17 protein-coding genes are annotated in these 12,386 nt (G+C 68.4%); 15 read left to right on the forward strand and 2 right to left on the reverse strand.

Annotated elements, in window-relative coordinates:
* Positions 1-25 precede the first annotated feature (25 nt).
* The 3 genes from OG289_RS33880 (at position 26) to OG289_RS33890 (ending at position 1,761) form a co-directional block, all read left to right on the forward strand.
* Positions 26-559 (forward strand): hypothetical protein, encoded by a 534-nt coding sequence (locus OG289_RS33880; protein ID WP_327317842.1) that lies wholly within the window; start codon positions 26-28, stop codon positions 557-559.
* A 181-nt stretch (positions 560-740) separates the two neighbouring features.
* Entirely contained in the window at positions 741-1,202 is a 462-nt protein-coding gene (locus OG289_RS33885) for a GntR family transcriptional regulator (protein ID WP_327317843.1), read from the forward strand.
* Position 1,203: 1 nt separating this feature from the next.
* Positions 1,204-1,761, forward strand: a complete 558-nt coding sequence (locus OG289_RS33890; RefSeq protein WP_327317844.1) for an HD domain-containing protein — start codon at positions 1,204-1,206, stop codon at positions 1,759-1,761.
* Here OG289_RS33890 and OG289_RS33895 read toward each other — a convergent pair.
* The gene (locus tag OG289_RS33895; protein WP_327317845.1) at positions 1,758-2,231 is read right to left on the reverse strand and encodes an NUDIX domain-containing protein; all 474 of its coding nucleotides are present in this window, start codon (positions 2,229-2,231) and stop codon (positions 1,758-1,760) included. The two genes, OG289_RS33890 and OG289_RS33895, sit on opposite strands and share 4 nt — an antisense overlap.
* Before the next feature lie 2 nt (positions 2,232-2,233).
* Positions 2,234-2,959 carry an XRE family transcriptional regulator gene (locus OG289_RS33900; protein WP_327317846.1) on the reverse strand — a complete coding sequence of 242 codons (726 nt, stop codon included), beginning with the start codon at positions 2,957-2,959 and terminating at the stop codon, positions 2,234-2,236.
* 1,205 nt (positions 2,960-4,164) lie between these two features.
* On the opposite strand from OG289_RS33900, the gene OG289_RS33905 reads away from it, so the two are divergent.
* From OG289_RS33905 to OG289_RS33960, 12 genes are all read left to right on the forward strand, one after another.
* Positions 4,165-4,431: a DUF6284 family protein gene (locus OG289_RS33905; protein WP_327317847.1), complete on the forward strand. Its 267-nt coding sequence runs from the start codon at positions 4,165-4,167 to the stop codon at positions 4,429-4,431.
* Positions 4,431-4,718: a DUF6303 family protein gene (locus OG289_RS33910; RefSeq protein WP_327317848.1), complete on the forward strand. Its 288-nt coding sequence runs from the start codon at positions 4,431-4,433 to the stop codon at positions 4,716-4,718. Before OG289_RS33905 ends, OG289_RS33910 begins: the two co-directional genes overlap by 1 nt.
* Positions 4,715-5,722, forward strand: coding sequence for a DUF2637 domain-containing protein (locus tag OG289_RS33915; RefSeq protein ID WP_327317850.1), 1,008 nt, complete (start codon positions 4,715-4,717; stop codon positions 5,720-5,722). The genes OG289_RS33910 and OG289_RS33915 overlap by 4 nt, the downstream gene beginning before the upstream one ends.
* Positions 5,722-6,105 carry an RRQRL motif-containing zinc-binding protein gene (locus OG289_RS33920; RefSeq protein ID WP_327317851.1) on the forward strand — a complete coding sequence of 128 codons (384 nt, stop codon included), beginning with the start codon at positions 5,722-5,724 and terminating at the stop codon, positions 6,103-6,105. The genes OG289_RS33915 and OG289_RS33920 overlap by 1 nt, the downstream gene beginning before the upstream one ends.
* 28 nt (positions 6,106-6,133) lie before the next feature.
* Complete coding sequence (locus OG289_RS33925) at positions 6,134-6,634, forward strand: hypothetical protein (protein WP_327317852.1); 501 nt, start codon at positions 6,134-6,136, stop codon at positions 6,632-6,634.
* Between the two features lie 14 nt (positions 6,635-6,648).
* On the forward strand, positions 6,649-6,924 hold the full coding sequence (locus OG289_RS33930; RefSeq protein ID WP_327317853.1) for a hypothetical protein: 276 nt from the start codon (positions 6,649-6,651) through the stop codon (positions 6,922-6,924).
* Complete coding sequence (locus OG289_RS33935) at positions 6,921-7,517, forward strand: hypothetical protein (protein WP_327317854.1); 597 nt, start codon at positions 6,921-6,923, stop codon at positions 7,515-7,517. The genes OG289_RS33930 and OG289_RS33935 overlap by 4 nt, the downstream gene beginning before the upstream one ends.
* On the forward strand, positions 7,517-9,661 hold the full coding sequence (locus tag OG289_RS33940; RefSeq protein ID WP_327317856.1) for a hypothetical protein: 2,145 nt from the start codon (positions 7,517-7,519) through the stop codon (positions 9,659-9,661). The genes OG289_RS33935 and OG289_RS33940 overlap by 1 nt, the downstream gene beginning before the upstream one ends.
* Positions 9,662-9,836: 175 nt before the next feature.
* Positions 9,837-10,289, forward strand: a complete 453-nt coding sequence (locus tag OG289_RS33945) for a hypothetical protein (RefSeq protein WP_442818994.1) — start codon at positions 9,837-9,839, stop codon at positions 10,287-10,289.
* Positions 10,290-10,301: 12 nt separating this feature from the next.
* The gene (locus OG289_RS33950) at positions 10,302-11,096 is read left to right on the forward strand and encodes a deazapurine DNA modification protein DpdA family protein (protein WP_327317857.1); all 795 of its coding nucleotides are present in this window, start codon (positions 10,302-10,304) and stop codon (positions 11,094-11,096) included.
* 24 nt (positions 11,097-11,120) lie between these two features.
* A complete protein-coding gene (gene ssb / locus OG289_RS33955; RefSeq protein ID WP_327317858.1) occupies positions 11,121-11,576 on the forward strand; it encodes a single-stranded DNA-binding protein in 456 nt (151 codons plus the stop codon).
* Between the two features lie 90 nt (positions 11,577-11,666).
* Positions 11,667-12,362: an SAM-dependent methyltransferase gene (locus tag OG289_RS33960; RefSeq protein ID WP_327317859.1), complete on the forward strand. Its 696-nt coding sequence runs from the start codon at positions 11,667-11,669 to the stop codon at positions 12,360-12,362.
* The last annotated feature ends 24 nt before the right edge of the window (positions 12,363-12,386 follow it).

Consider the following 12,386-nt stretch of genomic DNA (forward strand, 5'->3'; position numbering starts at 1 on the left):
ATCCGTTGCTGTGGAAAGGTAGTTTGTGACATACGAAATCCTCAAGGTCGAGTATGAGAGGCTTAAAGAGGAGCAAGTGCGCCGTATCGGGTTTCGAGACAATCTGATCTATGTGGCCCTTGTTGCGGCCGGCGCTGTCTTCTCCTTCTACTTCGGTGCAACCGGGCGCACATACGTGCTGCTCATTCCGCCTTTCGCTATCTCTGTTCTCGGGTGGACGTATCTTGTCAATGACGAGAAAATCTCATCCATTGGTAGGTATATTCGGGAGAAGCTGCTGCCGGAACTCAAAAGTCAGGGATTTACCAGTGAGGCAACCCTGGGATGGGAGGCGTATCATCGATCGGATGTCGATCGGGTGTGGAGGAAAAAGGTGCAAATCGTGGTCGACATCGCGGCTTTCTGCATCCCCTCGGCGGTTGCTCTAGCCGTCTTCTTCAGCAAAGAGTCTCTAGGGATTTTCGGTTGGGTTCTAGGGGCTTTGGAGGGCCTAGCCGTAGTTCTGCTTATCGGGGCTTTTATTCGCTTTGCGGATTATTCTCGTGATGGCTCTATCTAGCTCTGGCGTCAGTGGCCGTACCTAGACGTAATGCTTTGCACCCTTGTCATCGAGGACGCTTCAACCTCTTTGGGGGGCGCCTGGCGGGTGAGGACGGGAACGCGGCGGGTTGCCGCTTGCACCACCGCGGCGCTTCGGTGGACGTGCGAAGCTTGACTTAGCGGACGGAGAGGGAGAACGAGTGTCGCAGCAGGCCAACCCTCGGGGAACCTTTCTGAAGATTGCCGACTCAGTGAAGATCCTGATCGAGGGCGATCCGGAAATGACAGTACTCCCGACCCTGACTGAGATCATGCGCGAACACGGGGTCTCACGCGGGGTTGCTATCCGTGCATACAGCGTGCTGCGCAAAGAGGGCTTGGCCGAACCGGCGCCGGGCGAGCGGTGGCACGTTGTACGAGCGGATGAGCAAGTCGACCGACGCCCGCTCCACGAGCGGATTGCCGACGTCGTCAGGACCGATGGACTCCAAGTGGGGGAGGCGTTCCCGAGCGCTTCCGTGCTGGCCGAGCGGTTCGGGGTATCTCGGCCCACCGTGGGCAAGGCTCTGGAGAAGTTGGAAACCGCCGGCGTGCTGGCGGGGGGAGGACAAGGCAAGGTGCGGACAGTCCGCGCTGTGCCGACGAGAGAGGAGCGTTCCTAGCTTGCCGAAGTTGACGGAGTGGGCTTACCCCCTGGCTGAGTCCCTGCTCGCCGAACCGCTTCCGCGGCGGTGGAAGCACTGCCTTGGGGTCGCTGAGAGAGCACGCACGATCGCCCTCGTGCTCGACCAGGACGCGGACCTGTTGGAGGCCGCGGCGGTGCTGCACGACATTGGGTACGCGCCGGACCTGGCCAAGACGGGCTTTCACCCGCTGGACGGTGCGCGCTACCTCCGGGACGTGGCCGGCGCCGACACACGGGTCATCAACCTGGTTGCCCACCACTCCTGTGCCTGGATGGAGGCAGAAGCGCGCGGCATGCGCCAAGAGTTGGAGGGCGAATTCCCCCGCGAGGCTGCGCACCTGAACGACGCGCTCTGCTACTGCGATATGAACACCACGCCGGACGGCACGTCCACGAACCCGATCGACCGGATCAACGAGATCGCCGGACGGTACGGGCCCGACAGCCTGATCGGAACGTTCATCCGCCGCGCCGAACCCGAGATCCACGCGTCCACGGCCCGTGTCCTCGAACGCGTCGCCGCCGCAAAGCGTTAGCCGATGTAGGGAGCCGTGCGCGTCCGGTCCATGGCGTGCTCGATACGGAGCCGCATCGTGGGGTGCACGTCCAACGTCATCAGGTCCGCCGGGTCGACCCAGCGGACCTGAGTCGTCTCGTTGCTCGTACGGAGTTGACCGCCAACCGGTCGCGCGCGAAAGCAGATGCTGAACTGCTGGCGCACCTCGCCGTCGTCGTACTGCATCACGTGACCGGGATCCGTGTAGAGCCCGGACACGTCGATGACTTCGGCCTTGATCCCGGTCTCTTCCCAGACTTCGCGCACGACGGTGTCACTGATCGACTCCCCCACGTCGTGGCCGCCGCCGGGCAGTGCCCAGCGACCGTTGTCCGAACGCTGGATCATCAGCACCTCCCTCGCGTCGTTCTGCACGAACGCGACGACGGATGGCACCACCGAGTTGGCCGGCGGCGCGTCGGGGTCGTGAAGGTAGTCGATCCGTCCCATGGTCAGGCTCCCGTGTTGCTCGCAAAGTCCGCGTCGGTGATCTGGCGCGCGTTCTCCCAGGTGTGTTTGATGCTATTCGCGTACGTGTCGAACAGCCCACCGTCGGCCAGTCGCCGCAGGTGCAGAACGGGGGCCAGGTAGGCACCGATGCCGTAGACGTGTGGGTTGACGAGCATCTCGTCATCAGCCCGGTAGATCGAGTTGTAGAGAGTCGAGTCATGCAGCCGGAACCCGATGCCCGGGTGGCTCCGCATGAGCGGACGGTAGAGCAGCATGGCGTTGCGAATCTTGCCGTCCATGATTCGGTGGCCTTCATCTATGCCGCGCTGTTGGACGGCCGCGCTGCCAGGGTCCCCGAGAAGGATGCGCACGCGCACGCCTGCCGCCACCTTCGCCTTGAGAAGGTCATGAAAGAGCGGGTCTTCCGACAGAAACAGACCGGAGTAGACGAGCACGTCAAGGCTGTTCTGTGCCCGGCCGTAGATCTCACGCCACAGCCCTGAAGGCACCGTGTGGCGGTGGGGGTAGACGGTGCCAATCTCCGCTTTGGCCAAGTCCGTTGCGCTGTCAATGGTGCCGGGGTCGTCCCACAGTGACGTGACGTCGACCTTCAGCGCTGCGGCCGTCGCGTACTGGTGACGTCGGTAAGGCACCTTGCCCTGCGTGATCCAGCGTTCAACGGTCTTCGGGTTGACCTCAAGCTCTTCAGCCAACCCCTGAATCGTCATGCCCCGAGCTAACAGAGCTGAGCGCAAGCGTTCGTTGGACATCCGCACCCCCGTTGGGACTTCTAGGGAGCTCTTGACGGTAGCCAGAACTCCCAGAGCTGTCTACGCATGGGGTGACCAACTCCCCTGACCTGCGGCGATTCTGAGTGTGCGCCAAGAAGTCCCGGCGCAAAGCCAAGAGGTTCCGTCGGCAGGCTTGACGGAACACCATGCAGTACCTGTAAAACAGGTACTGCAACAGACGCCTGGAGGGCTCCGAGGGGGCTCGAAGGAAGCGCATGCGTTGCTTGAGAACTCAACAGTGCGTTCAAGTTGACGGGGTGTGAGTCCCCGTCCCCATGGCGGATGGGTGAAGGCCGCCGGCGGCCACTTCTGTGCGTGTCAGCTCTGGAGAACGTGCCTGGGGATCATCCCTCCATTTCATGGGGGTCAGCCTTCGGAACGCCACCTGGTCACGCGCCGCCCTGCTGGCGTCAGAGCAGTGACGATGACGCGCCCGACTACTCCCGGCTCGGGGCCGGTGTGCCGTGGCAAACGGCGTACCGGTGAAGCCGGTCATCCCACCTCACCCCGGAGGTTCCGCGGTGAAGCGACATATACGGGCACCGCCGCCGTGGACCGGGCGGCGGCGCGCTGACACATCCCGGTCCGTTCCTGGCCCGCAGCGCACGACGCCGCGGCCGGCTGCCTCTCCCGGCCGTCCGGAGCCGCGCACCGCGTGAGCACCGTACGGCCGGGAGCGGGGGGAGCCGGAATCCGCCGACTCCGGATACAGGAGCGGTCCCCCGGGTTGCACCCCGAGGAACCGCGTACAGGCGCCTGGTTGGAGGCCACCTGTGGTTCTCAGTCTGACAGACGAAGAGCGTGCCGAGTTGGCGCGCAAGAACGCCGATGCGAACAAGCGCAGCGAGGACAACGCGCGTGGTCGGGGCGGCCGTTGATGGCCGGCTCTGAGCACGAGAAGACGAAGGACCCGCTACCGCAGCGCCCCCGCGGCCCGCACCCATACCTGTGCTGACCGGCCGCTGATCGATCCGCCCCGATGGTCGTAACGCCGGGTTCGACTCCCGGCGGGGGCGCTACGGCCGCTGTCCTGCGGTCGCGCCGCGTATCGCACGCGGCTTCACCTCCAACGGCGAGCGGCTCCCGGGGTGCCACCCGGGAGCCGCAATCGGGCCGTTCACCCTTCGAGAGGAACACGACCCATGAAGATTCTCTCTCTTCGTCTGCTGACCGCCATCGACGCGGCCGAGAACGACCGCGAGCCGACGGCTGCGGAGCTGGACGCCATCGACACCGAGATGCCGCTCATCCGGGCGGAGGTCGAGGAGCTGGACGTTCGGATCAGCCTGCTGGACCGGCCGGTGACCGAGCTGGACGCGCGCCGGCTGCGCCGGGCCCGCCGCAAGGTGCTGGCCGCCCGCCGCGACCTGGCCAACCGGGACGGTGTCGTTGCGCCGGTGGTGGCGTAATGGCACGGGAGTTCACGGCGCAGATGTCCGTGTTCAAGGGGCGGTGGCGCCTGTACGTGGTCCTGCTGAACACGACCGACGCGTGGCCGGAGTTCGGCTTTGACCGGGCCCTACCGGTGCCGACGTTCACGGAGCGTACGGAGGCGCTCAGCGTGCTCGGCTTCGAGCCGGTACCGGGCGCTGAATGGGCGTGGACCGAGGACAGCGAGACCTACGGTGACCCCGCCTCGCCGGTCGTTCTGATCGCCGCGACGCGGGTGCGTTCATGGACGGGGGCGGGCTCGTGAACGCTGTTCAGATCCGTTCAGCGGAGCGGGCACTGTCGGTCGGTACGTGGCTGATCGTGGCGGGCGCGATGCTCTACTCGATCCTTACTGTCACTCCCCTCGCCGCCGCTCACACCCCGGACAGGTGGAAGTGGACCGCGCCGATCCTGCCGCTGGTCGTCGATGCCGCGGTGGTGATCGTGGTCCGCCTGGATGCGGTGCTGGCCCGGCTCGGAGGGCACGGCGGGTGGTGGCCGGTCGTGCTGCGCTGGATGACCGGCTGCATGACCCTGGCCCTGAACATCGCCGACTCCGCGCTGCACAACGACCTGGTGGGCGTGGCTGTGCACGCGGTCGCGCCGCTGCTGCTGATCGTCACCGCGGAAACCGGGCTCGCCTACCGGCGCGCGATCGCCGCGGCCGTAGCTGAGCTGGAGATGCGGCAGCAGGCACAGCGCGAAGCCCACGAGAGGGCTGTTGTCGAGCGGCGTGAGACGGCCGCGCGGCTGGCCCGTGAGGAGCGCGAGCACGCCGCGCTGCTGGCGCGTGAACAGCGTGAACACGAAGCCCGCCTGATCCGCGAGCAAGCCGAGCGCGAGGACCGGGCCCGCCGTGAGGAACGCGAGCGTGCCGAGTCCCGCGAGCAGGCCGAGCGGGAGGCGCGTGAACGCGCTGAACGCGAGCGTGAACAGCAGGCGCGCGAGCGTGAACGCCGTGAGCGCGAGGCCGCTGAGCGTGCCGAGCGGGAGCGGGCCGCGCGGGCGGAGCGTGAACGCCGCGAACACGCTGAGCGTCAGGCCCGTGCCGAGCGTGAACGCGCCGCGCTGCTGGCCGCCGGGCCCGCTGTCGAGAAGCTCCCCGAGGACCGCGCCCGTGCCACCGTCCAGGCCGCGTTCGAAGCCGGGCTCGCGGTGCGGTCGGCTGCGGAGCTGTGCGGCTGGTCGGTGGGCTGGGTGTCCACCCGCTACCAAGAATTCCGCGACGCCGGCCACCCCGCGTTCGAGGCTGACGGGGCGATGGTCTGATGCCGACCGCCTACGCGAAGTGCTTCGACCCGAACGGGGCCCGCTTCGGCATACCGACGTACCCGTGGCGCATGGCCCCTGACGGCTACGCCACCCGCCGACAGCTCCGCACCCGCGGCTTACGCCCCGGTGGTCAGCCGGTCGCCGCCCAGGTGATGGTGATCAACCGCCACGCCTGCGGCCCCCGCGTCGCCTTCCTCTACCGCCTTGACCTGGCGAGGCCGGTCCGGCCGATGACGTCCCGCAAGTGGGGCGCTCTGGCGTTGGCCATGCTCGCCCGCCGCACCTGCCCTCGCTGCGAGTTGGACGTCGGCTACTGCATCCCCCGCCGCTACGGCATCTGCGGCCTGTGCCTCGCCGCCGAAGAACAGCGCGCCGCCTGAACCCCTTTCGACACCTGGGAGTTTCGCTGTGTCCAGCCGTACCCGCTCCCGTGGCCCGAAGAGGGCCGCGGGGGTTCACACCGTCCAGATCCCGCGTCAGCGTGGGCGCCGCGGCGCGCAGCCGTTCGTGGTCGTCGTCCCCGAGCGCCCGTCCCTGACCCGTGAGGCGTTCGGCTTCCTCGGCCGTCTGCTGTGGAAGCACCGCCGCGGCGTGACGCCGCTCGCTCTGGCCGTGGCCGCGCTGCCGCTGACGGCGCTGCTGCACTGGTGGGCGTGGTGGTCGGGACTTCTGCTCGCCCCGCTCGCCGTCGCCCCGCTCGGGTGGCTGGCGTTCGCGCTGCGGCGCCGCCCGGCAGGCCGCTCCGTGCTGCTGTGGCGCATCGGTCTCGCCGCGGGTGCCACGTCCGCGCTGACGTGGCTGTCCCTGGCCGTCACCTTCGGCCTGATGGCCGGTCCGCTCCTCACGCTGTGGCTGCTGATCACGCTCGCCGCTCAGACGGCGTGGCTGGTCATCAGCCGCAAGAACTGAAAGGGGGGCGGGCCGTGTTCGGCGCACGCCGCACCGTCCTGCTGGACCGCTCGTGGGCGTACGGCTCACGGGCGGCCCGCTGGATGGCCGTTCTCGTCCACACCGTCTCGGGTCAGTCCCGGTGGCGGCCGACCGACCTGTACGCCGCCGCCGTCACTGCACGGTTCGCGGCTTCCCACCGGCTCATCGAGCAGGCCGCCGACCGGGTCGACGACGGATGGGCCGTCGGCCGCATCACGACGTCTCCCCTGCTCGGGTCGATCACCGTCTTCGAGGAGGACGACGAATGAGCACTCCCCCCAACGGTGCCCCGGCCGGACAGGCCCCCTGGGGCACCCCCGGCAGCAACGGCGGCGCCCCGTCCGCCGGCCGGACCCGGCACACGCACAAGGAACGCACCTTCAACGTCAACTTCGGCCCCGGCAACGGCAACGGCAACGGCAACAGCAACGGCCAGGCCCCGAACGGCGCCCGGGCCGGCGGCGGGGGCGGGGCGGCCGACCGGCACCAGGGCGACCGGCTGATCTACGCGATCGAGCGGATCGAGATCCGCTCGGACAAGGACATCCTGGCCCTGGCCAAGGCCATCAACCACCTGGGCCGTGAGCTGTACCTGATCCTCGGCATGCGCGCGGAAGAGCTGAACGGCGTCCTCTCGCAGTACCGCGGCAAGTGGTACACCTTCGGCGCGCAGTCCCGGATCAAGGCCCGGCTGGTCTCCGCTCACCTGAAGGTGTCCGCGGAAGCCGCCAAGGCGCTCGGGGTCGGCGCGCTGAAGATGGCACACGCCTTCGACCGGCACTTCGTCAAGCCGGAGCAGGAGGCCAAGCAGAAGCGCAACGGCAAGACGGCCCGCCCGACGTTCACAATCGGGGAGGACTGATGGCCCGCCGCGACCGCGACAACACCCCCGCCGTGCGCGGGTGGGACGGCCAGAGCGGCTACGCGCTCGCCACGATGCCCGGCGGCCGGGGCGGTGTCCTGTCCACCATCGGCAACCACCTCGCCGCGAAAGCGGCGCCGTACCTGCCGCCCTGGATCGGCGCCGCCGTCCTCCCCCCGGTTGCCGGGTGGGGGGTCAACGAGATGTGGGGCGACAGCGCCCTGTCCGCCGGTCTCGCGTCGGCCGGCATGGGCGCCGGGGGCGTCCTGCTGTCCGCCGTGACGTGGGCGGTGGCCGGCGGCACCAACAAGTTCCGCCGCTACCGCCGCGCGCAAGCGACCGCGAGCGTGGCCGCGGGCATGGGGTGGCTGACCTGCTCGGTCTCTGCCGGACCGTTCGGCCACCCCATGACCGACCTGTGGCTGCTCGGGGGCGGGCTGTTCGCCGCGTCCTGGAACGTCCGGCAGATCATGCGTAACGCCCACGATGAGACCGAGGAGAGTGAGACCAGCGGTCTGGGCAAGCTCGCCGAAGCGATCGGCCTGGAGAAGGTGCAGGTCAAGAACGCGCGTGGCAACGGCAAGGGCATGGTCTCCGCTGAAGTGGTCGTGCCGCCCGGCAAGACCATGGAGGACGTCCAGGCCGCCGCGCCGAAACTCGCGGCGGCGCTGCACGTCCCGCCGTCCGCGGTCACCGTCGACCGCAACCCGGACAACGCCGCCCGCGGCACGTTCTCCGCCCGCGTCGCCGACCTGCTCAGGGACGGTGTCCCGTTCCGTCCGCCGACCGAACTGGGCATGCTGCCGACGGAGCCCATTCCGGTAGGCCTGTACGCCGACGGCGAAGTGTGGTGGATCAACCCGTTCCTCGCCGAGATCCTTCAACACCTGCTGGTCATGGGCGTCACCGGCTCCGGTAAGTCGGAGTTCGCCCGTACCGTGCTCGCGCACCTGATGACCCGCCGCAAGCTCTCGATCTGGCTCATCGACCTGTCCAAGGGTGAACAGACGGTCGGGCACATGGCGGACGGCCTGGACTGGTTCGTCGACAAGAACCGCGGCGGACAGCGCGAGGCGAAAGCCATGCTGCGCTGCCTGCCCGACGTGATCGCCGCGCGCGGCACCGAGCTTGCCAACGAGGGGCTCGACCAGTGGACCCCCGCATCCAAGCTCAACGCCATGGTGGTCTGGATCGAAGAGGCCGCCGACGTCGCCGACTTCGACGTCCTGGACAAGATCGCCCGCGCGGCCCGGTCGGTGGGTATCTGGCTGGTCATCAGCCTTCAGCGCGCGTCGTGGAAGAACGTGTCCACCGACGTGCGCGCCAACCTCCAGGCCGCCGCGTGCTTCGGTGTCGACGAAGCCTCCGACGCCGGGTTCTGCCTGCCCGACCGCGTCACCGAATCCGGTGCCATTCCGGACTGGGGCGCGGACCGGCCCGGCTACGCCTACGCCACCGGTATGAACATCCCCGCAAAGCGGTGGACGACCGAGGTACGCGGCTCCCTGACCAAGACGGTCAAGGAACAGATCCGGGCCATGGTGCTGGCCGCCGCCGCGGTCCGTGACCCGCTCGACGACGTCTCCGCACGGGCCGCCGGTCTCGCCTACGAGCGGCGCACCCACCAGGGCACCAACCGCACCAACGCCCCCGCCACACAGACGGCGCCCGCCCCGCTGCACCCCGCCCCCGCCTCCGTGCCGGAGTGGGACGACAGGGAGGACGACGACGTGGACGCCGTGGACCCCGCGATCGAGGAGGCCGCCGCCATGGAACTCCAAGACGCCTACGACGACGTCATGGCGCAGATCCCGGCCGACCCGGAGCCGGATGCTCCGTACGCCCGCCTCCGCCTGGAGGACGACGTACCCGACACCGACCCGGACACGGACCTCACCTTCGAGCAGGCGGCCCGGCCGTCCACCGAAGAGGCCCGCTCCATCCTGTACGGCCAGATCGACGCATGGGCCGCACAGGACCGGCTCACCTTCGAGCCGGGCGACCTGATCCCCGCCACGGTGACCGCCGGCCGCTCCCGGCCCTGGCTTCAGGGGGAGCTTAAGAAACTCACCGAACAGGGCGTCCTGGCCCGCGACGGACAGGGCGAGTACACCATCGTCCGCCCGGTCGCCGTCGCCGCCTAGCACTACCCACCGTGACGCCCTGACTGTCAGGGCCGCGCTCTGACTCTGACAGTCAGGGCGCGGCCCGGCCCATAGAGAAGTCAGGAAATCCCGGCCTGACATCCCACCTGACACCCGCTTCTGACTGTCAGCCCCTGCCCTCTGACAGTCACGATCTGTGATCGGAGAACCGGCCGTGACCTACCCCATCGAGCCCTACCGACCCCCCGCCCCGACCGTCGTCGAAGCCCTGCCGACCGCACCCCTCATGCCCGTACAGCCGGGCCCGGTGCCGACCGCGGCCGTGCAGAGCATCGTGCTCCCCGACGGCCGCGTCGTCACCGGCTACACCCTCACCCCCGCCCACTTCCCCGCGCCCGTCCCGCCGCAGCCGGCCGTCTCCCGGACGGCGGTGAACGTCGCTCTCGGAGGGGTCGGGTTCGCCGCAGTGTGCGGCGGCCTGGTTCTGCTGACGTCGTTCATCGCAGCCCTGACCGCGTTCATCACCCAGCTCATCACGCTCGCCGCGGTCATCTTCGGCGGATGGATCGCCGTGCAGATCTTCGGCAGCACCCGCCACACCTCCGGGGGCGGGACCACGGTCAACATCCGCAAGGCCGTCATCAAGCGCAGCCACTTCCACGGCTGAAGGAGAACCCAATTGCGCTTCTACCTGACCACCCACAAACGGCACTGGCTGCGTCTCACCGACGTGCCCCTGTTCCTGAAGTCCGAGCACTTCGAACGCGCCGTCAAGTGGGACGAAGCCCGCGGACCCTACGCCGTCGACTCCGGCGGCTTCATGGACCTGAAGGACAACGGCACCTGGACCCGCCCGCCTCGCAAGTACGTCGATGACCTGCGCCGCATCTGGGAACACGTCGGCCCGTACGACTGGGCCGCCCCGCAGGACTGGATGTGCGAGAAGGCCATCATCGAGGGCGGTTGGTTCGGAGGACAGTACTTCGTCGGCACCCACCTCAGCGTGGAAGAACATCAGCGACGCACGGTGAACAACTTCCTCGAACTGCGCTCCCTCGCCCCCGACCTGCGCATCGCCCCTGTCATCCAGGGTCGCAGGATCCCTGAGTACGAACGGTGCGTGGAGTTGTACGAGAAGGCCGGGGTGGACCTGCGGGCCGAACCGGTCGTCGGGCTTGGCTCGGTGTGCCGGTTGCAGTCCACCCGTGAGGGTGCCGCGATCGTCACCGCGATGGCCGCGCACGGCTTCAGGCTGCATGGCTTCGGCTTCAAGATCCTCGGTCTGGAACGCGTCGGTCACCTCCTGGCCTCCGCGGACTCCGCCGCTTGGAGCTCCCACGCCCGACACCGGTCCCCGCTGCCAGGCCACACGCACAAGAACTGCGCCAACTGCTTCGACTACGCCATGCGCTGGCGCACCCGCGTTCTGGCCGCCATACCCGTCTGGCAACAGCCCCTGCTCAACGCCGCCTGACCCACCGTTAAGGGAGACCGCAGCATGTCGTTCGGAGAGACTCCGATCACCATCATCGGCAACCTGACCGCCGACCCTGAGCTGAAGTTCACCGAGGGCGGCGCAGCGCTCGCCCGCTTCACCGTCGCCGCCACCCCGCGCACCTTCGACCGCGAGAGCAACCAGTGGAAGGACGGCACGTCCACGTTCTTCCGCTGCGCCGCCTGGCGCGCGCTTGCCGAACACGTCGCCGAGTCGCTGACGAAGGGTTCGCGGGTGGTGCTGTCCGGGCGGATCCGACAGCACGACTGGAAGACCCCGGAGGGCGAGAACCGTTCGATGCTCGCCGTGGAGGTCGACGAGATCGGCGCGTCCCTGCGCTTCACCACCGTGACTATTAACGGCAAGCGCCCGACCCGCACCGCCCCGGCCGGGGACGACGCATGGGCCACGACCGGCAGCACGGCGGCCAACGCAGCCGACGCCGAACCCCCGTTCTAGCTACGCCAAGGGCGGCCCCCCACTCACGCCAATGATCGCGGGGCCGCCCTTGTCAACCAGTCACCCATCAAGGAACTGGAGACATCCAGCATGACCCAACGCACCGACATCCGGCGAGTGCACGGCCGACGGCCGCGCTTACTGGATCTGTTCTGCAAGCAGGGCGGCGCCGCCAAGAGCTATGCCGACGCCGGGTTCGACGTGACCGGCGTTGACAAGGATCCTCAGCCGCGCTATCCCTTCCCGTTCGTGCAGGCGGACGCGATCGCTTTCGTCCTCGAACACGGAGCTGAGTTCGACTTCATCCACGGCTCCCCGCCGTGCCAGCACGACAGCGACTGTCAGCGCATCCAGGGCAACGACCACCCCGACCTGATCGACCCCACCCGGACCGCGCTGGAGACGACCGGGCGGCCGTGGGTGATGGAGAACGTGGGCGGCGCCGTGCCGAAGCTGCGTGCCCCAGTGATGCTGTGCGGGCAGATGTTCGCCCTGGAGAACTACCGTCACCGGTTCTTCGAGACCGGCGGCGGCTTCCGCCTCGACCAGCCGGACCACCCCGCCCACACCGTGCCTCAGGCCAAGATGGGCCGCCCCGTCCCGCCCGGCTGGTATGGCCAGTTCGTCGGCCACTTCTCCGGCGTCCCCCTCGCCCGCCGCGTGCTCGAGGTGGCCTGGATGAGCCGGGACGGCATCAGCGAGTGCATCCCGCCCGCCTACGCCGAACACATCGGCCACGCCGCCCTCACCCAACTCGCTATCGCTGAACTGGGGGCCGCCGCGTGAGCAGCATCCCGCTCATCAACGTGC

Origin of the sequence: Streptomyces sp. NBC_01235, from assembly GCF_035989285.1 — a bacterium.
Taxonomy (GTDB): Bacteria; Actinomycetota; Actinomycetes; order Streptomycetales; family Streptomycetaceae; genus Streptomyces.